A 25,744-nucleotide genomic window follows, 5' to 3' on the forward strand; every position below is an offset into this window, starting at 1 on the left:
GGCTACTCCTTCATATACGGGGTGCCGCTGGCAGCCGGTGGGCGGGACCGGCCCACCAGGCCTGCCACCGCGAGGATGGTGACAATGTACGGGAGCATCGCCATGAACTGGCTCGGCACCGAGGTGCCGACGATCGAGAGCACGTACTGCAGGTTGGTGAAGAACCCGAACAACAGGGCAGCGAAGAACGCACCGATCGGATTCCACCGGCCGAAGATGAGCGCGGCCAGGGCGATGTACCCGGCACCGGCGGTCATGTCCCGGGAGAACGAGCTGACCGAGACGAGCGTGAAGAAGGCGCCACCGAAACCGGCGACCGCGCCACCCAGGAGCACGTTCCAGAACCGGGTCGAGTTGACCTTGATTCCCATGGTGTCAGCGGCCTGGGGGTGTTCTCCGACGGCCCTGACCCGCAGGCCCCACTTGGTGTGGAACAGGCCCACATAGATCACTATCACTGCCACGTACATCAGGTACCCGACGATGCTCTGCCGGAAAAGGATGCCACCAATGATCGGCAGGTCGGACAGGAACGGAATGCTGATGACCGGCAGGCTCGGTGGGGAGTTGAAGGTGGCCGAGTCGCGGCTGAGCAGCGTCGACGCGAGGAAGCCGGTCAGGCCCGAGACAAGCACGTTCAGCACCACGCCGACAATGATCTGGTTGACGTAGTACTTGATGCTGAAGACAGCGAGCACCACCGACACCAGGGTGCCGGCGAAAGCGGCAGCGATCAGTCCAACGTAGGCATTGCCCGAGATGGAGGCGGCTACCGCAGCGGCGAACGCGCCGGACAGAAGCTGACCCTCGATGGCGATGTTGACCACGCCCACCCGCTCGCACAGGACACCCGAGAGCGAACCGAAGATCAGCGGGATGGCGAGGGTGACTGACCCGGCGATGAGGCCGGCCAACGAGATGCTCGGGGTATTGGCACTACCGACCACCCAGGTGAGGAAGCCGATCATGAACAGCGCGCCGTAGACGATCGGGATCCACCGGGCGACCTTCCGCCCATTCCTGACCTGCAGGAACGCGTAGACGGCAATCAGCGTGAGGGCGACGGCGGTGAACCAGCCGACGGCGGTGGCGGGCAGGGCAACGTCGGCCAGTCTGAACCGGTCCGAGTCGTTCGAAATGCGGAACACAGCGGTCTGGGCCGGGCTGCCGAGGGCGAAAACCAGCAGTGCGACCAGGGCACCAACGCCGAAGCCGATGGGCGCCTTCCAGTTCCTCACTGTCGCGGTATGCGTCGGGCCTTCCGGCCTCGTTTCGGTTGCAACGCTCACGCCACTCCTCCAGCTGCCGTTGTGGTGGTGATGTCCTCTGAGGACTGATCAGGCTTGGTGGTCTTTTTCTTCTTCTTCTGGTCAATCCGGAAGATGGCCTTGACCAGTGGAGGCGCTGCGATGAAGAGCACGATGAGCGACTGCACCACCAGGACGATGTCGATGGGCGTTCCGGTCTGGGTCTGCATCTGCACGCCGCCGGCACGGAACGCACCGAACAGCAGGCCAGCGAAGAAGACACCCCATGGGTGAGACCGGCCCAGCAGTGCAACAGTGATCGCATCGAAGCCGAAGCTTGCGGCGATACCGCCGGTCAGCACCTTCTCGGTGCCGGCGACCTGCGCCACCCCGGCGAGTCCAGCCAGACCGCCGGCGATCATCATGACCACCACATATCCCTTGGTCACGCTGATGCCTGCGGTGCGGGCTGCATTGGGGTTGGCCCCGACGGCACGGAGTTCAAATCCTGTGGTCGAGCGGTTCAGGAGCCACCACACGCCGATGGTGGCCGCGATGGCCACCAGGAAGCCCAGGTGCAGACGGTACCCGGAGCCGAGCAGCAGCGGGTACAGGGCGGAATCGTCCAGGCGGGGGCTGATCGGGTTGGAGGAGCCGGGGTTCTGGAAGCCCGGTGTGAACAGCAGGTAGGCCACCAGATACACGGCGACATAGTTGAGCATGATCGTCACGATCACCTCATGCGCGCCGGTGCGGGCCTTGAGGATGCCCGGGATGAAGCCCCAGAGGGCGCCGCCGATGAATCCGGCAACTACCGCAATGAGCAGGTGGAGACCCGGTGGCAGTTCGAGGGTGAATCCTACCCAGGCAGCGAACGTGGCGCCGAGGATGATCTGTCCCTGGGCGCCGATGTTGAACAGGCCGGTGCGGAACGCGATGGCCACGCCGAGGCCGGCGAGGATCAACGGCGTCGCGACGGTCAGCGTTTCGGTGAGGGGGCGAATTGCCTGCGCCACCGTGTCGGCCCGGGGGTTGAAGATCGCGCCCTGGAACAGTGCGATGTAAGCGCCGCTGGCCGCCTCCCACGCCGCCGTCAGCATGTCGCCGGGGCGGCTGAAGAAGTAGGCCGACGTTTCTGCCACCCGGTCGTCGGTGACAGCGATCAGGATGCCACCGAGCACGATGGACAGCACTACCGCGAGTACGGCGACCAGCGTGCTTCCACCCATGATCCGGTGCAGGACACTGCGGGAGCTATCGCCTTGCTGCAGCTGTGAACTCATTGCTTCTCCTCCGCAGACTGGCCGAGGGCCTCGTCCGCCGTCATTCCGGCCATCATCAATCCCAGGACGTCGCGCGTGGTGTTTCCAGGCACCACACCCATCAGTTTGCCGCGGTGCAGGACGGCAATCCGGTCCGCCAGTTCGCTGATCTCATCGAGCTCGGTCGAGACGATCATGACCGGGGTTCCGCCGTCACGCTCTTGCACGATCCGTTTGTGGAGAAACTCGATGGATCCGACGTCGACGCCGCGGGTGGGCTGCGAGGCGATGAACAGGTTCAGCGGCCGGGACAGCTCGCGGGCCAGGACTACCTTCTGCTGGTTGCCGCCCGACAGTGTTCCCACTGCTGAATCAGCCGATTGGGTTCGCACGTCGTACTCGTCGATCTTTGCCTTGGCGTTGGCCATCACCACCGACGGTTTCATGGCCAGCCCCTTGGCGAACGGGGGCTCGTTGTACCAGTTGAGGATCAGGTTCTCCGCGACGGAGAACGTTCCGACCAGGCCGTCGACCTTGCGGTCTTCGGGGACGAAACCAACACCGTGCCGGATCACGTCCTTGGCCTTCAAACCGATCAGTTCGGTGCCCTTGAGCTTGATCGATCCGCTGGCGTGGTCCTGGAGTCCCAGGATGGCCTCGGTCAGTTCGGTCTGGCCGTTGCCCTGGACGCCAGCGACGGCGAGGATCTCGCCCTCGGCAATGTCGAAGGTGACGTCATCGACCAGGCGCTGCCCGGTGGGTGAGAGGACCGTCAGGTTCCTGACCTGGAAGGTGCGCTCCCCAGGGTTGGCTGGAGCCTTGTTGAGGCTGAGGCTCACCTGACGGCCGACCATCATGTTGGCCAGCTCGGTGGTGCTGGTGCTCGGGTCGACACTTCCGACCACCGCACCGCGGCGGATCACCGTGATGACGTCGGAGACAGCCCGGACTTCGCGGAGCTTGTGTGAGATGAAGACAATCGCTGTGCCGGCGGCTTTGAGCTGGCCGATAATGTCGATCAGTTCATCGGTTTCCTGGGGGGTCAGGACCGCGGTGGGCTCGTCCAGGATGAGCACGCTCGCGTTGCGGACCAGCGCCTTGATGATCTCCACCCGCTGCTGGACGCCCACGGGGAGGTCTTCGATCAGGGCATCGGGATCGACGTCGAACCCGTACCGATCGGAGATGTCGCGGATCTTGGCCCGCGTTTTTTCGAGGTCGAGGAGGCCGCCGGCGCGGGTGAACTCGTCACCAAGGGCTACGTTCTCGGCGACGGTGAACACGGGGATGAGCATGAAGTGCTGGTGCACCATGCCGATCCCGGCGGCCATGGCGTCGCCGGGGCCCTTGAAGGTGACCGACTTACCGTCGAGGAGGATTTCGCCGTCGGTCGGTTCGTAGAGTCCGTAGAGGACGTTCATAAGGGTGGACTTGCCCGCACCGTTCTCGCCGAGCAGGCAGTGCACTTCACCGGGCTTGACGACGAGGTCGATGGAGTCGTTCGCCACCAGGGTGCCAAACTTCTTTGTTATTCCCTGCAGTTCGAGCAGCAACGGACTCCAACCACCTGTTCTGGATCAGGACCGGAAATCAGCGGAGGGAGCCGCTGGACCGGTCAGTAGGGTTTTTGCTGGTTACCAGCCTAAACGCAAGACGCGCCGTCAGCTTGAGCGTGTGGGAATCCCTCACGCTCAAGCTGCGGCGCGTTATGCCTTGGCTGTTACGACTCTGGGCTGGCGTCGGAATCGACGGTGATGTCGCCCGAGATGATGCCTGCCTGGATCTCTTCCAGCTCGGCCTTCAGCTCGTCGGAAACGGCGGCTTCCTGATCGTGGAAGGGCGCGAGGGCCACTCCGCCGTTTTCGAGGGTGCCAACGTAAGGCGTGTTGTCGAAGTTGCCATCGACGTCGGTGCTGATGACCTCTTCAACAGCCTCGCCCATGAGCTTCATGACCGAGGTCAGGATGAACTCGTTGCCGGCATCGACGGTCAGGAACCCATCGGAGTCAACCCAGATGACCTTGGCGTCGGCGCCGTCTGCGTTGGCTTCCTCAACTGCTTCGATGGTGCCGAGGCCCACGGGACCGGCAACCGGCATGATGATGTCGGCGCCTTCGTTGATGAAGTTCTCGGTGTTGGTCTTGCCGTTGGCGAGTGACTCGAAGTCGCCGGTGAACGTACCCGTTGCGGCTTCCTTGTCCCAGCCGAGGAGCTGGACGTCCTCGCCCTTCTGCTCGTTGTAGTAGGCGACACCGTCAGCGAAGCCATCCATGAAGATGGTCACGGTGGGGATCTGGATACCGCCGTAGGTCGCAACCGTGCCGGTCTGGGTGGTGCCCGCAGCGGCGTAGCCCGCGAGGAACGCGGCCTGAGCCGTGTCGTAGATGATGGGCTTGACGTTGTCGAGCTCGATGGCGTTGTCATCAACGATGGCGAAGTTGGTGTCAGGGTTGGCCTCTGCGGCTTCAGCGGTGGTCGCGGAGAGCAGGAAGCCAACGGTGACGATCATGTCGCAGCCACTGGTGACCATCGAGTTTACGTTCGGTCCGAAGTCGGTTTCGGCCTGTGATTCGGCCTCGCGGATCTCAATGCCAAGGCTATCGCGGGCGGCGGTCAGGCCCTCGTAGCTGGACTGGTTGAACGACTGGTCGTCGAATCCACCCGCGTCCGAGACAATGCAACCGGTGTAGTCAACGGTGGCTTCGGTTGCTTCACCGCTGGCGTCCGAGGTGCCTGCTGGCTCTTCGGGAGCCGCGCCACAACCGGCGATCAGCAGTGCCGAGGCACCGAGCATCGCGGCTGACAGGGCCGTCTTGTTGTTGAGGCGCGTGGTGGTGCGCTGTGAGTTCTTCAAAATTCCTCCAGAAAGAAATGGGCCCCACGGCCGAAGACCTCAGTGAGTGACCGCCCCGCAAGCACCTAAACGTGTTCGTGGCTCTGTTTTCACTGATTTTTCGTAGGCTCTGTGCCGCACCGTGGGTCCGGCACGATATGAGCATACTCTAGCGGCGCCCTGCCCCAGCTCCTACCAAATCAAGCGACGGAAATCACATTGTTCGGGATTTGTTACCAACCGGTATTCCATTGGAAACCCGACCGCCCCACGCCTCGCTGAGCGCTTCGAGAGACGCCACCCGTGATGCGACCTCATAGGTGGTGCCGGTAATCATCAGTTCGTTGGCTCCAGTTTGCTGCACCAGCGCGTCAAGACGGTCGGTCACCTGCTCAGTCGTTCCGACGGCCTTGATCGCTGGAAGGTGTTCCAGCACCATCAGCTCCTGGTCGGTAAGTTCCCTGGCAGCTGCTTCCTCCGGGGAGACGATCGGCCCCAGCTTTCCGGAGCGCAGGGCCAGGGCCATGATGCGGGCAGGACCGGCGAGGTAGTCGGCTTCCTCTTCGGTATCGGCGGTCAGCGCCGAGGTGGCCAGCATCGCGTACGGCTCATCGAGCACGGGCGAGGCCTGGAAGTTGGACCGGTATAGGTTCATCACTGCTGCGGGATCCTCGTTGCCGAAGTGGTGCGCATAGCTGTAGCGCAGACCCAACATGCCTGCGAGCTGTGCCGAGTATCCGCTGGACCCGAGCAGCCAGACCTCGGGGTAGCTGGAGGCCGACGGTGTGGCGACCAGGTTCAGGGCCTGATCAGCCGACCGGTGATCACCGAGCAGGCTCATCACCTGCAGGACATGCTGGGGGAACTCCTCGACACCCAGCCCGCCTGCCTGCCGCCTCAGGGCCATGGCCGTTGCCTGATCCGTGCCGGGTGCGCGGCCAATGCCCAGGTCGATCCGGTTCGGGTACAGCGCCTCGAGGAGTGCGAACTGCTCAGCGACGACAAACGGTGCATGGTTGGGGAGCATCACACCGCCGGAGCCGAGCCGGATGCGTTCGGTCTGCGACGCCAGGTGGGCCATCAGGACGGGTGGGGAGGTGGATGCCACTGCGGGCATGTTGTGGTGTTCGGCGACCCAGAACCGTCGGTAGCCCAACCGGTCGGCGGCCTGCGCGAGGGTGGTGCTGTCGGCGAGGGCATCCCCCGACGATTTCCCGGCACCGACGGTGGCGAGGTCGAGGACTGACAGGGGCGGACGGGTATTCACTGATGTACTCACACTGGAGGTAACCTCTCGGGCCCCGGCTCTATTCCACGCTGGTAGCGTGGGCCGATCCGCTAGTGGCGGACGCCCCTGATCGCGCGCAGTGCTGCGTTGGTCATCACCTGGACGCCGCAGCCGATCGCCTGCTCGTCGGGGTTGTAGTCACCCCGATGCAGGTCGTAGGTTTCACCGTTGGGGGTGCGGGTGCCGAGCCGCATCATGGCGCCGGGCACCTCCTGGGTCATCCACGCGAAGTCCTCACCGCCCATTGACTGGGGTGTGAGGACGACGGCGTCGGGCCCGAGTTCAGCGCGCGCCGCGGCCTCCAGCAGACCGGTTTCCGCTTCGGTGTTGATCACTGGCGGCACTCCGCGGGTGTGTTCCAGGTGGACGTCCACCCCGAAGGGTGCGGCGATCTGCCGGACAGTGCTGTCGAGAAGGTCCCCGGCGGCTTCCCATGCCTCACCGTCAAGGCAGCGCATGGTGCCGGACATGAAGCCGTGGCCGGGAATGGCGTTGGGCGCGCTGCCGGCGTGGATCTGGCCCCACACCACCGACACGGCGCTGCGCACGTCGATCCGCCGGGACAGCACGGCCGGCACGTTGACGGCGATGTTCGCCAGGGCGAACACCAGGTCCTCGGTGAGGTGCGGCCGGGAGGTGTGGCCTCCCCTGCCGGTGAGTTCCACCCGGACGGTGTCCGACGCCGACGTGATGGCCCCGATCCGCGTCCCCACCAGGCCGACGTCGATGTGTGGGTCGCAGTGCAGCGCCAGGATCCGTGGCACGTCGGTGAGCACTCCCTGCTCGATGACTTCCAGCGCGCCGCCGGGCATCATTTCCTCGGCGGGCTGGAAGATGACCCGGATGCGTCCACCCAGGGGCTCGTCGTCGTTCATCCGGGCGAGCACCAGCGCCACACCAAGCATCACCGTGGCGTGGATGTCATGGCCGCAGGCGTGGGCGATGCCGGTGGAGGCCGACTCGTAGGCCAACCCCGTCTCCTCCAATACCGGGAGCGCATCAATGTCAGCGCGCAACCCCAACCGGATGGGACCGGAGCCGATGTCGACGAACAATCCCGTGTATTCGAGCCGCTGGGGTGCGAGGCCGGCCGCCTCCAACCGCTCCACGAGCCGGTCGGTGGTGCGGTATTCCTTGTGCGACAGTTCGGGGTGCGTGTGCAGATCCCGACGGAAAAGGATCAGATCCTCCAGCAGGGGGGCAAGCCACACGCCAATGGGAGGAGCGACTGCGGGATCGGTTGGCGCACTGCGGTTGGTTTGCACCCCTCCAGCCTAGCCACAGCCGGACCGCACTATAGAACTGTGCTGTTGGGTTAAGCAGGAGCAGTCCTAGAGGACGTCGATCTCGCCGCTCGCCCGCAGGTGCTCGACGGCCTTCTTGACTTCCTGCGCATGCTCCTTGGTGGTGACCAATAGGGCATCGGGCGTGTCAACGATGACGACGTCGTCAATCCCGATGAGCGCGATCACCCGCTTCGTATCGGAGACCACGATCCCCGAGGCGTTGTCCGAAAACACCCGGGCACCCTCCCCCATCACTGTGAGCTTCGAGTTCTCGATGGCGGGATTCAGGCGGCCGATGGCGGCGAAGTCGCCGACGTCGTCCCAGCTGAAGTTGCCGGGAATCATTGCCACGTCGCCGGCCGCGGCGGCCGGTTCGGCAACCGCATAGTCGATGGCGATCTTCGGCAGGGTGGGCCAGACCCGGCGGGCCACCTCGACCCGGTTCGGGGTATCCCAGGCCTGGGCGATCTCGGTCAGCCCGGCGTACAGGACTGGCTCGTTGGCTTCGAGGTGGCGGAGCATGAGCGCCACCGGGGCCACGAACATTCCGGCGTTCCAGCTGTACTTCCCGGATTCGAGGTATCCCTGGGCGACTTCCTCGGACGGCTTCTCCACGAATTCGATTACCGCATGGGCGCTCGGGGCACCCTCGATGTCGAGCCGCTCTCCGGCGCGGATGTAGCCGAAACCGGTGGCGGGGAGGGTGGGCTGGATGCCGATGGTGACGATATATCCCTGGGCTGCCGTGTGGATCGCTTCCCGGACCGCGTCCTGGAACACCTCGACCGGGGTGATGACCTGGTCGGCGGCGAACGAGCCCATGATGATTTCCGGGTCTCGCTGGTACAGGATGGCAGCGGCGAGGCCGACAGCTGCCGCCGAGTCCTTCGGTTCGCTCTCGAGCACCAGGTTGGAATCCTGGATCTCGGGGATCTGCTTCAGGACCGCGCGGCGGTGCACCTTGCCGGTGACCACCATGATGCGGTCACCGCTGAGCGGGCCCAGCCGATCGTAGGTGGCACGGATGAGGGTGCTTCCGGACCCGGTGAGGTCGTGAAGGAACTTGGGCGCGGCCGCACGGGAGAGCGGCCACAGACGCGTCCCCACACCACCGGCGGGGATCACCCCGTAGAAGCGCTCAAGCGCCTCTGTCGAATTTTGGGCACCAGCCCTCTGCGTAGTCATCGCCTCCACGTTAGTGCACGATGGTGAATTCGGCGGGCCGCAGGGCACCCGGCGCCTCCGATCGGCCCCCTCGCCGACGTCGGGACAGGCCCGCAAAGGGGTGACGGTGAAGCGTCACCTTAGCGCCTGTTAAGAATGTCACAGCGTAGGAGAGCCTAAATTGAACCCACGGGTGACGGAGCCTACATTAGGATCAAGTGAAGAGTGCTTTCGCATCGGCGTCTTTCTGCGTGGGAGACATGCATACGCCGGGCGTGCAGGGGAGGTTATTTCAGTGTCGAAGACACCAGCAGGCACCCTCTACCGCGGCCGTGAGGGCATGTGGTCATGGGTAGCCCATCGTATTACCGGAGTAGTGATCTTCTTCTTCCTCCTGGTTCATGTGCTTGACACCTCGTTGGTGCGCGTGTCCCCCGAGGCTTATGACGCAGTGATCGAATCCTACAAAAATCCCATCATGGGCCTGGGCGAACTGGGTTTGGTGGCAGCCATCGTGTTCCACGCGTTCAACGGGCTCCGCGTCATCCTGATCGACTTCTGGAAAAAGGGACCCAAGTACCAGCGTCAGCTGCTCTGGGGCGTCGTCGGGCTGTGGGCAGTCACCATGGTCGCGTTCTCCATCCGTCACCTCTCAGTTGTCTTTGGAGGCTAAGCCATGGCTAACCCAGTAATTGAAAGTCCCCGCTCCGGGCGCGTTGCGCCGGAGTACACCCGTACCGGCGCCAGCAAGGGCAACTTTGAAATGTTGGCCTGGCTGTTCATGCGGGTCTCAGGCATCATCCTCGTGGTCCTGATCTTCGTCCACCTGTGGACCTCATTGATCGACGGCGACGGCATCAAGGGCGTTGACTTCGGTTTCGTGGCTGGCAAGTGGGCTGACCCGGTGTGGCAGATCTGGGACCTGGTGATGCTGTGGCTGGCTATGCTGCACGGCACCAATGGCGTCCGGACCATCATCAATGACTACGCGGAGAAGGACTCGACCCGGTTCTGGCTCAAGAGCGTGCTATACGCCTCCACCGTTGTCATCATCGTGCTCGGCACCCTCGTGATCTTCACCTTCGATCCGTGCCCAGTGATCGACGGCGTGGCGCACGTAGCGCCATACTGCCCGGCTCCGTAGGGCTCCCGACGCATCAGGCCGCCGGCGCGGCCGTCCGGTTTACAACAGAAAGAGCAACACGTATGCAGGTCCACAAGTACGACGTCGTTATCGTGGGTGCCGGCGGCGCCGGTATGCGCGCCGCCATCGAATCCGGGCAACGTGCGCGGACCGCAGTACTGACCAAGCTGTACCCAACCCGCTCCCACACCGGGGCGGCGCAGGGCGGCATGTGCGCGGCTCTGGCCAACGTTGAGGAAGACAACTGGGAGTGGCACACCTTTGACACGGTCAAGGGCGGCGACTACCTGGTTGACCAGGACGCGGCGGAGGTGATGGCCAAGGAGGCCATTGACGCCGTACTGGACCTCGAAAAGATGGGGCTGCCGTTCAACCGCACCCCCGAGGGCCGGATCGACCAGCGCCGCTTCGGCGGCCACACCCGTGACCACGGCAAAGCCCCGGTACGCCGGTCCTGCTACGCAGCCGACCGCACCGGGCACATGATCCTGCAGACCCTCTACCAAAACTGCGTCAAGCACAACGTCGAGTTCTACAACGAGTACTACGTGCTCGACCTGCTGACCGTGCAGGAAGAAGTCACCGTCGACGGGGTCACCAAGCTGCAGACCCGGGTCGCCGGCGTCGTCTCCTACGATCTGGCAACGGGCGAACTGCACGTGTTCCAGGCAAAATCGATCATCTTCGCCTCAGGCGGGGTGGGCAAGGTCTACAAGACCACCTCCAACGCCCACACCCTCACCGGTGATGGAATGGGCATCGCGTTCCGCCGGGGCATCCCCCTGGAGGACATGGAGTTCTTCCAGTTCCACCCGACCGGCCTGGCCGGCCTGGGCATCCTGCTGTCCGAAGCGGCCCGCGGCGAGGGAGCGATCCTGCGTAACTCCGAGGGCGAGCGGTTCATGGAGCGGTACGCCCCCACCATCAAGGACCTGGCGCCCCGTGACATCGTGGCCCGCTCGATGGCCAACGAGGTCAGGGAAGGGCGCGGCTGTGGACCGAACAAGGATTACGTCCTTCTCGACCTCACCCACCTGGAGCCGGCGCACATCGACGCGAAACTCCCTGACATCACTGAGTTTGCGCGCACCTACCTCGGCGTCGAGCCGTACACCGAGCCGGTGCCCGTCTTCCCCACCGCCCACTACGCCATGGGTGGCATCCCCACGAACATCAAAGCCGAGGTCCTCCAGGACAACGACACAGTTGTTCCGGGCCTGTACGCCGCCGGTGAGGTGGCCTGTGTGTCGGTCCACGGATCGAACCGCCTGGGCACCAACTCGCTGCTCGACATCAACGTGTTCGGCAAACGTGCCGGCATCTACGCGGCCGAATACGCGTTGACCGCCGACTTCGTCGAAATCCCCGAAAACCCGCTGGTCGAAACGGAGTCGCTGCTCGACACGATGCGCAGCTCCGAGGGTGGCGAGCGGGTAGCACAGATCCGCAAGGAACTGCAGGACATCATGGACGCCAACGTCCAGGTGTTCCGCACCGAGGAAACCCTGCTCGAAGCGCTCAGCGTGATCGACGGCCTGGAGGAGCGGTACAAGCACGTCACCGTCCAGGACAAGGGGAAACGGTTCAACCTGGACCTGCTGGAAGCAGTGGAACTGGGTTTCCTGCTCGACATGGCCAAGGTCATGACCGCTGCGGCCCTGCACCGGAAGGAATCCCGTGGGGGCCACTTCCGCGAGGACTACCCCGAGCGGGACGACGAGAACTACATGACCCACTCGATGGCCTACCTGGATCCAACGGCCACCGAAACCTCCGGCGTGCGTCTGAAGACCAAGCCGGTTGTGTTTACCCGTTACCAGCCCATGGAGCGTAAGTACTAATGAGCACTGAAACAGTCGAAAGAGAACCAGCCTCCAAGATCGATCTGGCACCGGGGATTGGCGGCGGCGGGGAAATCCCGACGTTCGACATCACCCTCAAGGTCCGCCGCTACAACCCTGAGGTTTCCGACGAGGCCCACTGGGACGAGTGGAAACTGACCATGTACGGCACCGACCGCGTGCTGGATGCCCTGCACAAGGTGAAGTGGGAGCACGACGGCACGGTCACGTTCCGCCGCTCCTGCGCGCACGGCGTGTGTGGGTCCGACGCGATGCGGATCAACGGGCGCAACCGGTTGGCCTGCAAGACCCTGCTGAAGGACCTCGACACGTCCAAGCCCATCCTGGTGGAGCCCATCAAGGGCCTCCCGGTGGAAAAGGACCTCATCGTGGACATGGAGCCGTTCTTCCAGTCCTTCCGTGAAGTCATGCCGTTCCTGGTCAACCGTGGCCACGAACCCACCAAGGAGCGCCTGCAGTCGGCCGAGGAGCGGGAACGCTTCGACGACACCACCAAGTGCATCCTGTGCGCCGCGTGCACGTCCTCGTGCCCGGTGTTCTGGACCGACGGCCAGTACTTCGGCCCGGCGGCAATCGTCAACGCGCACCGTTTCATCTTCGACTCCCGTGACGACGCCGGCGACATGCGCCTGGAAATCCTCAACGACAAAGAGGGTGTGTGGCGTTGCCGCACCACCTTCAACTGCACCGAGGCCTGCCCCCGCGGCATCCAGGTGACCAAGGCCATCGCCGAAGTCAAGCAGGCCATCCTGAACCGCAAGATCTAGATACAGCTCAGCCTTCGGGCGATCTTTGGCCCGGTCCCGCTTACCAGCGGGGCCGGGCCGGAGTTGTTTAAAGGCTGGAGCTGCGAACTAGCCCTTTTGCCGGTGGGCGACGAGACTGCGCTGCTTCAGCGACCGCCCGTGCCGTGGGTTGAGCCCCGCCTCCGTGTCGGCGGCGCCGATGGCACCCCAGGCTGCGGCCAGGAGGTAGACCTGGCTGAGCAGGAAGAACCAGACAAACAGGCCGACGACGACGGTGAACGGTGCCAGCAGCGGGTTGCCCTGACCGACGCTGCCGAGGAGCAGGGTGCTGAAGGTGCGCAGCACGGTGCTCCCGACCGCGGTGATCACTGAGGACTGGATGAGCAGCCGACGGGATTGCTCAATCCCCGACGCCCGCCGGAAAAGGATGACCGCGACGGCGAAGTCCACCACCAGCATCAACGCAATACCGGCAAGCTGGGTGAAGGGCCGGCCGGTGTCACCGAACCCCAGCCAGTCGAAGACCACGTCCAGGAGGGTGTTGGCGACGAGGCCGATCGCTGTGGTGAGGATCATCGCGGCCCCCAGCACGAGGAGCGTCCCCAGGTCCTTGATCCGTAGGACGACGGGGTGCACCAGCAATGGGGGCAGGTCATAGATCCCCCTCATGGCCTGCCGGACTCCCGCAATCCAGCCCAGCGCGGTGATGAGGGTGATGACCGTGGAGACGATCAGGGTGAGTGTCAGCCCGTCGTTGACGTTAAACAGCGCCTCGGGAGTGGCGAGGCCGGGGCCATCGGGTTCCATAATGAGGATGCCGGGGGCGGTGGCGTTCACCGCCTCGATGATCAGGTTCTGCAGGGGCTCGTTGCCAGCGACCACCAGGCCCAGGATCGAGAAGCTGGCCAGGAGCAGGGAAGCCATCGAGAAGAACAGGCGGTAGGCGATCCCCGCTGCCATGAGCGGGCCCCGCCGGACCACGTAGAGGTGGAACACCCGGACGCCCCGGATCACGAAGATGCGGGCGAGCAGGTAGGTGATCATCGGCTCCGCGAGGGCCAGACCAGTGAGGCCGCGGCGCCGGGCCTTCCCCAGGTCGCGGCGGGCGTCGATGACCTTGCGTTTGAGGTGGGCTAGTTCGGCCGGCCGGGGCTCATCATAGTGCGGACCCTGGGCCGTCGCTGCGGTCCGGGTGTTGATCTTGGCCAAAGCTCAGCTCTTCCCTCAGTCTCCAGATGCCCAACGAGTCATGCTCGTACAGACCCATAGTACGGACAGTGAAGGAGGCTTCGAACTCTTCGAGCTGACTCTCCGCCCAGTCCATGCTGGCCGTACTGACATCGTGGGCCACTGTCACATGCGGGTGGAAGGGAAACTCGAGGGTGCGCTCCAGGGGTCCACACTGCAGTTTTTCGTGCAGTGCCACGCAATCATTGAATCCCTCGTCGAGGTTCAGGAACACTACCGGGGAAACGGGCCTGAACGTCCCGGTGCTCTTCAGGGTGACGGTGAAGGGGCGCTGCCCCCTGGCGACCTCGCGCACATGGGCGGTGGTCGCAGCCCAGTCCGTGGCGGGGGTGGTGGTCACCAGGGTGATGTGGGCCGGGATGAGGGAAGCCATTGGATCGCCGAAAGCAGCGCGCCACCGTTCAAGGATCGCTGCCGCCGGTTCGGGCACGGCGATGACTATCCCGACACAGCTTTCCCTGACTCCCCCTGTCACCGGCGCGGCCTCGCCGTCGGCCGGTGATGGCTGAGCGCTGGTGGAGGCCCTGATGCTCTGGTCCATGACGCTAGCGCGCACCACCCAGGGGAGGAAGGAACCCGAGTTTCGCGTAGACATCCGCCAGCGTGGCGGACGCGATGCTGCGCGCCTTCTCCGCACCGCGGGCGAGCAGCGAGTCGAGTTCGGCGGGGTCGTCGAGGAGTTCGGTGGTGCGCAGCCGAATGGGATCCAGGTGGGCGACCACAATGTCGGCCAGCTCGGTCTTCAGGTGCCCGTACATGCGGCCTTCGAACTCAGCTACCACCTCGTCAATGGTCTTGCCGGTGAGCATCGAGTAGATGGAGAGCAGGTTGGACACCCCGGGCTTGGTTTCCCTGTCGAACCGGATCTCCGTCCCGGTGTCGGTGACCGCCGATTTGATGCGTTTGGCGGTCACCTTCGGGTCATCAATCAGGTTGATCAGACCTGCCGGAGAGCTGGCCGATTTCGACATCTTGGCGGTGGGGTTCTGCAGGTCGTAGATCTTGGCCGACTCCTTCTGGATGAAGGGCTTCGGCACCACGAACGCTTCCCCGAAGCGGGAGTTGAAACGTTGGGCCAGGTCCCGGCTCAGTTCGACGTGCTGCCGCTGGTCCTCCCCCACCGGTACGCCCTCCGGCTGGTACAGCAGAATGTCCGCGGCCTGCAGGATGGGGTAGGTGAAGAGGCCAACACTCGCCGCGTCGGCGCCCTGCTTCAGTGACTTGTCCTTGAACTGGGTCATCCGTGACGCTTCACCGAAGCCGGTGATGCAGTTCAGCACCCAGCCCAGCTGGGCATGCTCTGGCACGTGGGACTGCACAAACAGGGTGCACTTATCCACGTCCACCCCACCGGCGATGTACTGCGCCGCGGTACGGCGGGTACGCTCAGCGAGTTCCGCCGGGTCCTGGGGGACGGTGATGGCGTGCAGGTCCGGGATGAAGTAGATCGCCTCGTACTCGTCCTGCATGCGTACCCAGTGCACCAGCGCGCCGAGGTAGTTTCCCAGGTGAAGGGACTCACCCGAGGGCTGCATGCCGGAGAGGACTCGCTGCCGTGCACCAGTGGTGGGAATTGTCATCGTTGAGGGTTCCTGAAGTTAGAGCCGGTAGTCCACTACCAGCGGGGCATGGTCTGAGAATCGGGTATCCCAGGAGGGTGCTCGGTCGACGACGGCGTCGGCTGCGGCCGCCGCGAGACCCTCGGTGGCGAGGTGGTAATCGATCCGCCACCCCGTGTCATTGTCGAAGGCCTGACCGCGCCAGGACCACCAGGTGTAGGGTCCTTCCACCTCGCCCGCGAGGCGGCGGTGGACGTCGACAAACCCAAACTCGTCGTCGAAGAACCTGTCGAAGTACGCGCGTTCCTCCGGGAGGAATCCCGCCTTCTTCTGGTTGCCCTTCCAGTTGCGGATGTCGAGCCGGGTGTGGCCCACGTTCAGGTCACCGACCAGCAGTGCGTGGTCGCGGGTGCGCCGCAGTTCAGGGAGCCGCTCCGACATCACATCGAGGAAGCGGTACTTGTCGGCCTGCTTGGGGCTGTCCACCTCGCCCGAGTGGACGTAGGCGCTGACGACGGTCAGGCTCACCCCGGACAGGTCGAAGTCGGCCTCGACCCAGCGGCCGGACGTGGCGAAGTAGTCGTCGCCGATGTGGGTGCGGGTGGCAGTTGGCGCCATCCGCGACGCGATGGCGACGCCGGCACGGCCCTTCGCCTCAGCTTCGGCGTGGATGATGTGCCAGGAGTCGCCCAGCAGTGCCCGCAGGATGTCGTCGGGCGCCCGTACTTCCTGCAGGCAGAGGATGTCGACCTCACGTTCGGCCAACCAGTCGGCCATACCTCGTTTGTAGGCCGCCCGGATGCCGTTGACGTTGACCGTTGCGACGCGGAGCGCCGACCCTTTGACGGGCGACAACACGGCAGATGATGCGGGAAGGGTTGCTGTAGAACTCACTCGTTCAACTCTACCGGAGCGCGCTGGCGGTGGGGGTGAACCGCAGGTGGCGGCCAGCGCCGCACTCAGTCGACAACAGTGCCCTCCACCGGGCCGTCGTCGTTCCGCTTCATCATTGACCGCGCGTTGTGGGAGGTGATCTCGATCGTATCCAGCGCCCGGCTCACCGTTTCGTCGTCGCTCGACTTGCCGCTGGCCAGGTGGTCCTGGATGACCCGCACCTGAACCTGGACGATCTTGAAGCTGTGGTCCAGCTTCATGTCGCGGGCCTGCGTGGCCTCGTCCACCACGCTCGGGCCCCGATCGGGGATACCGTTTGCCCGGTTGAAGTTCAGCTGTGCCTCGTTGATACGCGCCGCTGCGTTCCGCGCCGCGGAGCGAAGGCTGAAGACCACGAAACTGAAGACCAGGAGCCAGCCCAGGGAGATGATCGCGACCAGCCAGCCAACGACGTCGTTCTGGTTGGCGGCGAAGACCACAGCCACCAGGAACACGATCAGCATGATGCTCATCCCGATCGTGCCCATCCGCAGGCTGAGGCCGCGGCCAGCACCTGCTGTGGCACCGGACGCTGTTGGCTGCTGGTTCCCAAGAGGCTTCATACAACTCATTCTCGCAAACCGCTGGGGCCGGCGGCGAGTCTTCCACCGTTGGCGAACGCCAAGTGGCAAAAAAAACTTCTTCCATCCCGACCCATCCGTGACGGGCACCACTTCGAAGTAAAAGTATGTGTGCTTACAAAGGCCCACTAACACTCGCACTATGGAGGAAAAACACATGAACAAGAATTTGCGTCTCCTCGCAGTCCCCACCCTCGCCCTTGGCATGGTTGCCATGGCCGGTGCACCAGCAATGGCAGACCACGCCAACGGCTCGTACACCGTAGACTTCCAGCAGCTCAGCGGCACCACCGGTACCGCCACGTTCGCGATGGACATTGATGACAAGACCGCAACCGTGAACCTGCAGGTCTCCGGTCTTGGCGAAACCTTCATGGATGCACCGTACCCCCACGTGCAGCACGTCCATGGTGGCGCCCAGGGCGTTTGCCCCACGATGGCTGACGACGCCGATGGCGATGGCATCGTCTCCACCACCGAAGGCGCAGCCTCCTACGGTGGAATCCAGACCACCCTCGGCACCAGCGGCGACACCAGCCCAGCTGCAGGCCTGAACCTTGAACTCGCGGGTCAGGGCGGCAGCTACTCCATCGAGCGCACCTTCGAGATGAACGCCGAAACCCTCGACGCCATCGAAGCTGGCACCGCCGTCGTCGTCATCCACGGCCTGGATCCCGCAACCTCAAGCAGCGAGGAAGCGTTCAACGCTCCCTCCGACCTTGAGCCATCCCTGCCCCTGGGCGCCACCTCGCCAGCACTCTGTGGCGTTGTGACCGCTTCACAGATGGGTGCCATGCCTGAGGGCGGCGCCGACACCGGCGTGGCTCAGTCCACCACCAACAACATGGGAATGATCGCCCTCGGAGGTGGCCTGGTTCTGGCTGCAGCCGCTGGCGGTACCTTCATGGTTCGCCGCAACGCTGCGAACAACGCATAAAGGAATAGTCTGATTTCATGATCAGCACTAAAAACGGTCGTCGTCGGGGCTTTGCAGTCTCGGCGGCGACCGCCCTTTTGATCCTCACCGGCTGTGCCGCCGAAGCCCCACCGCAGGACACTGGCTCGTCGTCGTCGGCTGCGCCCTCCTCAGTCGCCTCGCCGGAGGCATCCCCCTCGCCGGCACCCTCCCCGTCTGCCTCGGCTGAACCGTCGGCTGCGGCCTCACCCGCACCCTCCCCCGAACTTCCCGCGGTCCTCGAAGCGTCAAAGCCTGCATCGTTCAACATTCCGACGATCGGCGCGGAATCGGAGCTGCTGCACCTGGGACTGCGCGATAACGGGTCCCTTGAGGTGCCGCCCGATGGCCCCGGGGCGCCGGCCAGCTGGTACGACCAGTCCCCCACCTCGGGCGAACGTGGCCCGTCGGTCCTGCTCGGCCACGTCAATGCGACCGGCGGCGGTCCAGGCGTCTTCGCTGACCTCCGCGCGCTCCAGCCCGGCGATGAGATTAACGTGGTCCGGGAAGATGGCACCACCGCTGTTTTCGCCGTCGACCGCGGTGAGCAGTACCAGAAAGACAACTTCCCCACCCTTGAGGTGTACGGCAATACCGAAGCCGCCGAGCTGCGCTTGATCACCTGCGACGGGTACAACCCCGACACGGGCGAATTCGACGACAACTACGTGGTCTACGCGACCCTCGTGCCCTAGCGGTCCAGCCTGGTCCGCAGCCGGGCTACCAGCTCACCAGGCAGAACGGGTGGCCTGCGGGGTCGAGGAACACCCGGTGTGCCTTGGACCCTGAGTCCATGCTCACCGCTCCGAGCGCCAGCACCTTCGCCTCGGCGATATCCAGATCGTCGACCCGGATGTCGAGGTGCAGCTGCTGCGGCAGGTCCTGGCTCGGCCAGCGGGGCGGCGTGTAGTCCTTGACCCGCTGGAAGCCGAGGGCTGGCCGGTCGGGTGCGTCGCCGATGGAGATCCAGCCGTCCTCATCGTGTTGGACCCTGATCATCCCCAGCACGTCCTCGTAGAAGGATGCGAGCAGATCGGTGTCCGGGCAATCGAAAACTGTGGCTTGCCATTTTCCAATCATGCTCCAGTATGTTCCAGGGCCCCCGGGAGATGGAACCCCTGGGGACCCGGTCCAGTGACTTTCTCCTATTTGAGGAACAGTTTCCGGAGTCGGCTGGTGGTCAGCACCATCCCGATGAGGATCATCACGAGGTAGTAGAGAATGTGGATTGCCGTCGCGGACGTGAACGTGCCGACGCTGATCTGGCGAAGCAGTTCGACTCCATGCCACAGGGGAAGCGCCTGGATGAACCACTGGATGCCCTGCGGGTACACGCTCAGCGGGTAGAACGTCGCCGAGAACAGGAACATCGGCAGCATCACGAAGTTGATCCAGTCCATCTGCTGGAAGGTCTTCATGTAGCTGGTGATCCCCATCCCGAAGGACGCGAACCCGAACGCGATCAGCACCGACGCTGGCACCATCAGCAGGGCCCACGGCGTGGTGATCAGCCCCATCATGCCCATCACCGCGGTGAAGCCGGTGGCGTACATGGCCCCTCGCAGCAGGGCCAGGAAGATCTCCCCGATTGCAACGTCGAGCGGCCCCAGGGACGTGTACAGCATCCCCTGGTAGAGCTTCGCGAAGTTCATCTTGAAAAAGACGTTCCAGGTGGAGTCGTAGACGGCTCCGTTCATCGCCGACACCGCCAGCAGCGCCGGAGCGATGTACGCCGCGTAGCTGATGGGCTCGCCGCCGGGCCCGACGACGTCGCCCACCAGTGCGCCGAGGCCCACGCCCATGGAGATCAGGTAGAGCACCGGCTCGAAGAAGCCCGAGACCATGATCAGCCAGTTGCTGCTCTTGGTCGCGCGCAGACCGCGGGCGATCACCGCCTTGGCGTTACGGGAGTAGAGGGCGCTGAACCGCCGGTTATGCGCGGTGATCCGGTAGTCCTCGTCGGTCAGTGGCTGGGCCGACGACGGTCCGGAACGCCGGGTCAGGTTCTCGGTCATTTGCCCAGCCTCCGCTCGTAGGTGCGACGGGCGAGTCGCCAGCCGAGGATGGCGAGCGCCACCAGGTACACGACGTGGATCACTGCCAGCCAGGCGGGCACCGGGTACCCATAGGTGAGCATCCTGCCCAGCTGGGTGCCGTGCCAGAGCGGAGAGATCCAGCCGATCCACTGCAGGAAGATCGGCAGGGTGGTCAGCGGGAAGAAGGTGCCGGAGAACAGGAACATCGGCGTGACGAGGAACCTCATCACCAGCGCAAACTGGCCCTTGTCCTCCTCGACGCTGGCCGAGTAGGCCATCAGCGGCAGTCCGAAGGACAGTCCGCACAGCACCGCCACCGGAACGGCCGCCCACCCCCACGGCGACGGCGAGGCACCGAACGCTGCGACGATGCCGAAGTAGATGGCGCTCATCAGTACCAGCCGCAGCGTGATCGCGATGATGTAACCGTTGACAATCTGGTGCACCGCCAGCGGGGAGGCGTGTGGACCGTAGTACACCCGCCGCCATTTGAAGCCGTCCATCACCGGGTAGGTGAACTCGGTGGCGGCGGTCATGATGGTCGCCGCCGCGAGCAGGGCCGGCGCGATGAACGCCAGGTAGCTGACCCCACCGAACGCGTCGGCGGAGTTCTGGTCCACAAGGGTGGCCAGGCCTACACCCATGGCGAACAGGTACATCACCGGGTTGCCCACGCTGTAGGCGATCAGGGTCCACCGGTACCCGTTCATCACCCGCAGGGCATGCTCGGCGTAGTACCAGGAGCCGAACCGTTGTGCGCGGTCCGCCGAGACCTGCGGCGAGTGGGCGCGCAGGGCGGGGGGCGCCGTCGTCGTGGTGGCGTCGGGTGGGGCCGATTCGGCCCCGACACCGCTGGGAGCACTGGGTGGGTTAGTCAACGAGGCTCCTCCCGGTCAGGCGCAGGAAGACGTCCTCCAGCGAGGACCGCCGCACGAGGGACGTGATGGGGTGCAGGCCGCGGGAGGCTACCTGTTCCAGGGCCGCTTCGCCGTCGTGGGTGTAGATGAGCACCCGGTCGGGCAGCGGCTCGAGCCGGTCGCCGATGCCCTGGAGCTCGGCGGCGACAGTGGTGTTGCGTTCGGAGCCGAACCTGAGTTCGAGGACCTCGCGAGTGGAGTGCTCGCGGATCAGCTGGGACGGCGACCCCTCGGCCATGATCTTGCCCTTGTCCACCACGACCAGCCGGTCGCAGAGTTGCTCCGCCTCGTCCATGTAGTGGGTGGTGAGGATCAGGGTGACCCCCGATTCCTTCAGCCGGAAGAGCCGGTCCCAGAGGATGTGGCGTGCCTGCGGGTCGAGGCCGGTGGTGGGTTCGTCGAGCAGCAGGATCTTCGGTTCGTTGATGAGGGACCGGGCAATCGTCAGCCGGCGCTTCATGCCACCGGAGAGCGAATCGACCTTGGACTTGGCCTTCTCGGTGAGCTGGGCGAACTCCAGGAGCTCATCCGCCTTCGGCTTCAGATAGCTCAGGGGCAGCCCGAAGTACCTCCCGTAAACGATGAGGTTGTCGCGGACGCGCAGCTCCTCGTCGAGGTTGTCCTGCTGCGGCACCACGCCCAGGTGGGCCCTGACCTGCGGGCCGTGCTGCTCCGGGTCGAGCCCCATGATGCTCAGCGACCCCGAGGTGCGCTGCGACACTCCGCCGATCATCCGCATCGTGGTGGATTTTCCGGCACCGTTGGGGCCGAGCAGGCCGAAGGATTCGCCGGCGGGGACGTCGAAGGAGATGTCATCGACCGCTGCAAAGTCACCGTAGTGCTTGGTGAGGTTCCGGGCAGAGATGACGTAGTCGCGGGTCAGTGAGTTGGGCACCTGCTCAGCCTAGGGTATTCAACCCATTGGGAAAAGCCAACCGCATCCATTAGCGGACAGGACTGGTCCGCGTTCCCGTTTCCCAACCGCCGCGCTAGTGCCCGACGGCGATGCCGGCCTGCCGCTCGGCGGCCTCCACCACGTTGGCGAGCAGCATGGCCCGGGTCATCGGGCCGACTCCACCGGGGTTCGGTGACAGCCAGGCGACCCTCGAGGCCGCGGCGGGTTCGACGTCGCCGGTCAGCTTCGCCTTGCCGGTTTCGGGATCCTCCACCCGGGTGACGCCGACGTCGAGCACGATCGCGTCGGACTTGAGGTCCGCCGCCTTGATCATGCCGGGGAAGCCTGCGGCCGCGACGACGACGTCGGCCTGGCGCAGCAGGTGCGGCAGGCCGACGGTTCCGGTGTGGGCGAGCGTGACGGTCGCGTTGATGTCGCGGCGAGTCAGGAGCAGGCCCAGGGGGCGACCGACGGTGATCCCGCGGCCCACCACGAGGACGTTCTTTCCCTCGAGAGTGATCCCGTGGCGGCGCAGCAGCTCAACGATGCCGTGCGGTGTGCAGGGCAGCGGCGAATCCAGCGGGGCGCCCACGTTCAGGACCAGCTTGCCGAGGTTGACCGGGTGTAGACCGTCGGCGTCCTTCTCCGGGGCCATCCGTTCCAGGATGGCGTTCGCGTCGAGGTGCTTCGGGAGCGGGAGTTGGACGATGTAGCCGGTGGTGGCGTCGTCGGCGTTCAGCTCGTCGATGACCTTCTCCAGCTCGGTCTGGGAGATGTCCGCCGGCAGGTCCCGGCGGACCGAGGTGATGCCGACCTGCTCGCAGTCACGGTGCTTTCCGGCGACGTAGGAGTGGCTGCCCGGGTCATCACCCACCAGGACCGTACCCAGGCCGGGAGTGATGCCCAGTTCCTTGAGGGCTCCGATACGGGTGGTGAGTTCGGACCGGATGGCGGCGGCGGTCTTCTTGCCGTCGAGGATCTGCGCTGTCTGGTCATGCGCTGTCTGGTTCTCTGCGGGGCTCATGGGGTAATGCCAGCTTCCAGTTGCTCGAGGACGAATGCCTTGCCGCGGTCGCAGCAACCGGTAAAGCAGCACTCGTCGGTGGGAATGTCGTAGTCGGGTGATGCGGCCGCGGCGGAGGCCAGCGCACCCTCGGGGAGGTCTGCTACCACTGCTCGTGTTCGGGGTAGAGCGGGAAGTCAGCGGTGAGGGCCAGCACGCGGGCGCGGAGGGTCTCAGCATCGGCGCCGGGCTTCAGTGCCGCAGCGATGATGTCGGCCACCTCCGTGAACTGGGCTGCACCGAAACCGCGGGTAGCCAGCGCCGGGGTGCCGATCCGCAGGCCGGACGTGACCATCGGCGGACGCGGGTCGAACGGGACAGCGTTCCGGTTCACGGTGATCCCGATCGAGTGCAGCAGATCCTCTGCCTGCTGTCCGTCGAGCTGCGAGGCGCGCAGGTCCACCAGTACGAGGTGCACGTCGGTGCCGCCGGTGAGGACCGAGACGCCGTGTTCGCCGACGTCGCTGGCGGTCAACCGCTCCGCGATGATGCGGGCACCCTCCAGCACCCGCTCCTGGCGTTCCCTGAACTCGGGGGAACCGGCGATCTTGAAGGCCGTCGCCTTCGCGGCGATGACATGCATCAGCGGCCCGCCCTGCTGCCCGGGGAAGACCGCCGAGTTGAGCTTCTTGGCCCACTCCTGCTTCGCCAGGATCACGCCCGAGCGGGGACCGGCAAGCGTCTTGTGCACCGTCGACGTGACGACGTCGGAGTGTGGGACCGGGTTGGGATGCAGACCGGCGGCGACGAGTCCAGCGAAGTGCGCCATGTCGGTCCAGAGCAGGGCGCCCACCTCATCGGCGATGGACCGGAACGCGGCGAAGTCGAGCTGCCGCGGGTAGGCGGACCAGCCGGCAATGATGACCTGCGGCTTCTCGGCGATGGCCTGGGCGCGGACCTTGTCCATGTCGAGGCGGTGGGTTTCTTCCTCCACGCCGTAGGCGGCAACCTCGTAGAGCTTGCCGGAGAAGTTCAGTTTCATGCCGTGGGTCAGGTGGCCGCCGTGTGCCAGGGACAGGCCCATGATCTTGTCACCGGGTTTGATCATCGCGGCGAGCGCGGCGGCGTTGGCCTGCGCCCCGGAGTGTGGCTGGACGTTGGCGAACTCGGCGCCAAACAGGGCCTTGACCCGCTCGATGGCGAGGCTCTCGGCGACATCGACGTGTTCGCACCCACCGTAATAGCGGCGCCCGGGGTACCCCTCGGCGTACTTGTTGGTGAGGACTGAGCCCTGGGCCTGGAGCACCGCGCGGGGTGCGAAGTTTTCCGAGGCGATCATCTCGAGGGTGTCGCGCTGGCGGGCGAGCTCGTCGGTGAGGACGGCGGCGATCTCCGGGTCGACCTCGGAAAGCGGTGCGTTGGTGACCGCCGAGGTGGCTGATGCGGTGGCGGGCAGGGGCGAAGTTGTCACAGTGAACTCCTGGATGGGGATGTGTTGCTACTGGTCAGGCTACCCGTTGAGTCTGCAGTCCGGCACCGGTGTTTCGGCCGCGCTGAAGCATCCTCGGGCAAGTTCTTGACCATACGTCCCAGGCGTGCGATCCGTGGTCGGCGCTGCGCGCCGTCGTCGTCGGTCTGCTGACTGTTCTGAGGGAACCGTCCCGAACCGATGATGACGATGCATGCCGCTTCCTGATGGTGACCCACCTGACGCCAGTCGCGGCACTTCCGAGTGTATCCTTCGGGCGGCTTTCATTCGAAGTACGCTTGATTTGTGACTGACTCCCCCACCTCCCAGGCTTCCTTCATCCTCACGCTCTCCTGCGCCGACCAGCCCGGCATTGTGCATGCCGTCGCCGGAGCGCTGGTGAGCTCCGGCTGCAATATCACCGAATCCCAGCAGTATGGGAGCCCCGACACCGGGACGTTCTTCATGCGGGTGGCCATGAGCACCGCGGCGGCGCGGACGTCTCTGGAGGCCCATCTGGCTCCGGTCGCCGAGGCTTTCGGCATGACCTGGGCCCTGCACGACGACGGCGCACCCGCCCGCACCCTGATCCTCGCCTCAAAGTCGGCGCACTGCCTGAACGACCTGCTGTTCCAGCAGCGCTCGGGCACCCTGCCGATCGAGATTCCGGCGATCGTCTCCAACCACACCGAGCTGGCCGACCTCGCAGCGTTCTACGGCATCCCGTTCCACCACATCCCGGTCACCGCCGACACCCGGGAGTCCGCCGAGGATGCCCTGCGGGACGTCATCGCCGAGCACGACATTGAGCTGGTGGTCCTCGCCCGGTACATGCAGATCCTCAGCGACGGACTGTGCTCGGAGTTGGTGGGGCGGGCGATCAACATCCATCATTCGTTCCTGCCCTCGTTCAAGGGTGCCAAGCCCTACCACCAGGCGCACGCGCGTGGCGTGAAGCTGATCGGCGCCACTGCCCACTACGTGACGCCAGCTCTCGATGAGGGCCCGATCATCGAGCAGGAAGTCATCCGGGTGGATCATGCCCGGTCGGCCGAGCAGTTCGTGGCGATCGGGCGCGACGTGGAGGGCCGCACCCTCACCCAGGCCGTGCAGTGGCACGCCGAGCATCGGGTGCTGCTCGACGGCAGCCGGACCATCGTCTTCAACTAGGTCTGCGGTCTTCAACTAGGTCTGCGGTCTTCAACTAGGTCTGCCCGCCTTCGATAGCAACCTGGACATTGGTGGCCAGGATCTTCCTCACCGATGTCCAGGTTGACCCCGCCTGTCCAGGTTGCTCACCGATTTCAGCATCAGGTT

The 25,744-nt window shown here is 64.9% G+C and carries 26 protein-coding genes; 7 read left to right on the plus strand and 19 right to left on the minus strand.

The window, feature by feature from the left end; genetic code table 11:
* Positions 1-2: 2 nt before the first annotated feature.
* The 7 genes from HMI57_RS13295 to HMI57_RS13325 all read right to left on the minus strand — a co-directional run bounded on the left by HMI57_RS13295 (position 3) and on the right by HMI57_RS13325 (position 9,101).
* Positions 3-1,289, minus strand: a complete 1,287-nt coding sequence (locus HMI57_RS13295) for an ABC transporter permease (RefSeq protein ID WP_171586486.1) — start codon at positions 1,287-1,289, stop codon at positions 3-5.
* On the minus strand, positions 1,286-2,530 hold the full coding sequence (locus HMI57_RS13300) for an ABC transporter permease (protein ID WP_171586487.1): 1,245 nt from the start codon (positions 2,528-2,530) through the stop codon (positions 1,286-1,288). Before HMI57_RS13300 ends, HMI57_RS13295 begins: the two co-directional genes overlap by 4 nt.
* Positions 2,527-4,062: an ABC transporter ATP-binding protein gene (locus HMI57_RS13305; protein ID WP_171586488.1), complete on the minus strand. Its 1,536-nt coding sequence runs from the start codon at positions 4,060-4,062 to the stop codon at positions 2,527-2,529. Before HMI57_RS13305 ends, HMI57_RS13300 begins: the two co-directional genes overlap by 4 nt.
* 167 nt (positions 4,063-4,229) lie before the next feature.
* The gene (locus HMI57_RS13310) at positions 4,230-5,363 is read right to left on the minus strand and encodes a BMP family ABC transporter substrate-binding protein (protein WP_228721106.1); all 1,134 of its coding nucleotides are present in this window, start codon (positions 5,361-5,363) and stop codon (positions 4,230-4,232) included.
* Positions 5,364-5,556: 193 nt separating this feature from the next.
* Entirely contained in the window at positions 5,557-6,621 is a 1,065-nt protein-coding gene (locus HMI57_RS13315) for an LLM class flavin-dependent oxidoreductase (protein WP_346655209.1), read from the minus strand.
* A gap of 59 nt (positions 6,622-6,680) precedes the next feature.
* Positions 6,681-7,895 (minus strand): amidohydrolase, encoded by a 1,215-nt coding sequence (locus HMI57_RS13320; protein WP_171586489.1) that lies wholly within the window; start codon positions 7,893-7,895, stop codon positions 6,681-6,683.
* 66 nt (positions 7,896-7,961) lie between these two features.
* Positions 7,962-9,101, minus strand: a complete 1,140-nt coding sequence (locus tag HMI57_RS13325; RefSeq protein ID WP_171586490.1) for a mannose-1-phosphate guanylyltransferase — start codon at positions 9,099-9,101, stop codon at positions 7,962-7,964.
* A 274-nt stretch (positions 9,102-9,375) separates the two neighbouring features.
* Here HMI57_RS13325 and sdhC point away from each other — a divergent pair, with 274 nt between their 5' ends.
* The 4 genes from sdhC (at position 9,376) to HMI57_RS13345 (ending at position 12,853) form a co-directional block, all read left to right on the plus strand.
* On the plus strand, positions 9,376-9,753 hold the full coding sequence (gene sdhC, locus HMI57_RS13330; RefSeq protein ID WP_171586491.1) for a succinate dehydrogenase, cytochrome b556 subunit: 378 nt from the start codon (positions 9,376-9,378) through the stop codon (positions 9,751-9,753).
* A gap of 3 nt (positions 9,754-9,756) precedes the next feature.
* The gene (locus tag HMI57_RS13335) at positions 9,757-10,224 is read left to right on the plus strand and encodes a succinate dehydrogenase hydrophobic membrane anchor subunit (RefSeq protein ID WP_171586492.1); all 468 of its coding nucleotides are present in this window, start codon (positions 9,757-9,759) and stop codon (positions 10,222-10,224) included.
* Between the two features lie 62 nt (positions 10,225-10,286).
* Positions 10,287-12,065, plus strand: a complete 1,779-nt coding sequence (sdhA, locus tag HMI57_RS13340) for a succinate dehydrogenase flavoprotein subunit (protein ID WP_171586493.1) — start codon at positions 10,287-10,289, stop codon at positions 12,063-12,065.
* A complete protein-coding gene (locus HMI57_RS13345) occupies positions 12,065-12,853 on the plus strand; it encodes a succinate dehydrogenase iron-sulfur subunit (protein WP_171586494.1) in 789 nt (262 codons plus the stop codon). Before sdhA ends, HMI57_RS13345 begins: the two co-directional genes overlap by 1 nt.
* A gap of 87 nt (positions 12,854-12,940) precedes the next feature.
* On the opposite strand, the gene HMI57_RS13350 is transcribed toward HMI57_RS13345, so the two are convergent.
* The 5 genes from HMI57_RS13350 to HMI57_RS13370 form a co-directional block, all read right to left on the minus strand.
* Positions 12,941-14,041 carry a YihY/virulence factor BrkB family protein gene (locus HMI57_RS13350; RefSeq protein WP_171586495.1) on the minus strand — a complete coding sequence of 367 codons (1,101 nt, stop codon included), beginning with the start codon at positions 14,039-14,041 and terminating at the stop codon, positions 12,941-12,943.
* Positions 13,989-14,621 carry a 2'-5' RNA ligase family protein gene (locus tag HMI57_RS13355; RefSeq protein ID WP_171586496.1) on the minus strand — a complete coding sequence of 211 codons (633 nt, stop codon included), beginning with the start codon at positions 14,619-14,621 and terminating at the stop codon, positions 13,989-13,991. Before HMI57_RS13355 ends, HMI57_RS13350 begins: the two co-directional genes overlap by 53 nt.
* A gap of 4 nt (positions 14,622-14,625) precedes the next feature.
* Positions 14,626-15,660: a tryptophan--tRNA ligase gene (gene trpS, locus HMI57_RS13360; RefSeq protein ID WP_171586497.1), complete on the minus strand. Its 1,035-nt coding sequence runs from the start codon at positions 15,658-15,660 to the stop codon at positions 14,626-14,628.
* A gap of 18 nt (positions 15,661-15,678) precedes the next feature.
* On the minus strand, positions 15,679-16,497 hold the full coding sequence (locus HMI57_RS13365; protein WP_171586531.1) for an exodeoxyribonuclease III: 819 nt from the start codon (positions 16,495-16,497) through the stop codon (positions 15,679-15,681).
* 101 nt (positions 16,498-16,598) lie between these two features.
* Positions 16,599-17,135: a hypothetical protein gene (locus HMI57_RS13370; RefSeq protein ID WP_171586498.1), complete on the minus strand. Its 537-nt coding sequence runs from the start codon at positions 17,133-17,135 to the stop codon at positions 16,599-16,601.
* Positions 17,136-17,310: 175 nt separating this feature from the next.
* Here HMI57_RS13370 and HMI57_RS13375 point away from each other — a divergent pair, with 175 nt between their 5' ends.
* Both HMI57_RS13375 and HMI57_RS13380 read left to right on the plus strand, forming a co-directional pair.
* Positions 17,311-18,090 carry a CHRD domain-containing protein gene (locus tag HMI57_RS13375; protein ID WP_171586499.1) on the plus strand — a complete coding sequence of 260 codons (780 nt, stop codon included), beginning with the start codon at positions 17,311-17,313 and terminating at the stop codon, positions 18,088-18,090.
* A gap of 17 nt (positions 18,091-18,107) precedes the next feature.
* Complete coding sequence (locus HMI57_RS13380; protein ID WP_171586500.1) at positions 18,108-18,803, plus strand: class F sortase; 696 nt, start codon at positions 18,108-18,110, stop codon at positions 18,801-18,803.
* A gap of 25 nt (positions 18,804-18,828) precedes the next feature.
* Here HMI57_RS13380 and HMI57_RS13385 read toward each other — a convergent pair whose 3' ends face one another.
* From HMI57_RS13385 to glyA, 7 genes are all read right to left on the minus strand, one after another.
* Positions 18,829-19,188: a VOC family protein gene (locus tag HMI57_RS13385; protein WP_171586501.1), complete on the minus strand. Its 360-nt coding sequence runs from the start codon at positions 19,186-19,188 to the stop codon at positions 18,829-18,831.
* Positions 19,189-19,253: 65 nt separating this feature from the next.
* Positions 19,254-20,123 (minus strand): ABC transporter permease, encoded by an 870-nt coding sequence (locus HMI57_RS13390; protein WP_225667887.1) that lies wholly within the window; start codon positions 20,121-20,123, stop codon positions 19,254-19,256.
* Positions 20,120-20,938 (minus strand): ABC transporter permease, encoded by an 819-nt coding sequence (locus tag HMI57_RS13395; protein WP_171586533.1) that lies wholly within the window; start codon positions 20,936-20,938, stop codon positions 20,120-20,122. Before HMI57_RS13395 ends, HMI57_RS13390 begins: the two co-directional genes overlap by 4 nt.
* A 76-nt stretch (positions 20,939-21,014) precedes the next feature.
* Entirely contained in the window at positions 21,015-21,944 is a 930-nt protein-coding gene (locus tag HMI57_RS13400; RefSeq protein WP_171586534.1) for an ABC transporter ATP-binding protein, read from the minus strand.
* Positions 21,945-22,050: 106 nt separating this feature from the next.
* A complete protein-coding gene (locus HMI57_RS13405; protein WP_171586502.1) occupies positions 22,051-22,980 on the minus strand; it encodes a bifunctional methylenetetrahydrofolate dehydrogenase/methenyltetrahydrofolate cyclohydrolase in 930 nt (309 codons plus the stop codon).
* Complete coding sequence (locus HMI57_RS13410) at positions 22,977-23,129, minus strand: hypothetical protein (protein WP_171586503.1); 153 nt, start codon at positions 23,127-23,129, stop codon at positions 22,977-22,979. The genes HMI57_RS13405 and HMI57_RS13410 overlap by 4 nt, the downstream gene beginning before the upstream one ends.
* The gene (glyA, locus tag HMI57_RS13415) at positions 23,123-24,415 is read right to left on the minus strand and encodes a serine hydroxymethyltransferase (RefSeq protein ID WP_171586535.1); all 1,293 of its coding nucleotides are present in this window, start codon (positions 24,413-24,415) and stop codon (positions 23,123-23,125) included. Before glyA ends, HMI57_RS13410 begins: the two co-directional genes overlap by 7 nt.
* Before the next feature lie 318 nt (positions 24,416-24,733).
* Here glyA and purU point away from each other — a divergent pair, with 318 nt between their 5' ends.
* A complete protein-coding gene (gene purU / locus HMI57_RS13420) occupies positions 24,734-25,597 on the plus strand; it encodes a formyltetrahydrofolate deformylase (RefSeq protein ID WP_171586504.1) in 864 nt (287 codons plus the stop codon).
* Positions 25,598-25,744 lie beyond the last annotated feature (147 nt).

Source organism: Arthrobacter sp. 260 (assembly GCF_013116745.1).
GTDB lineage: Bacteria > Actinomycetota > Actinomycetes > Actinomycetales > Micrococcaceae > Arthrobacter_D.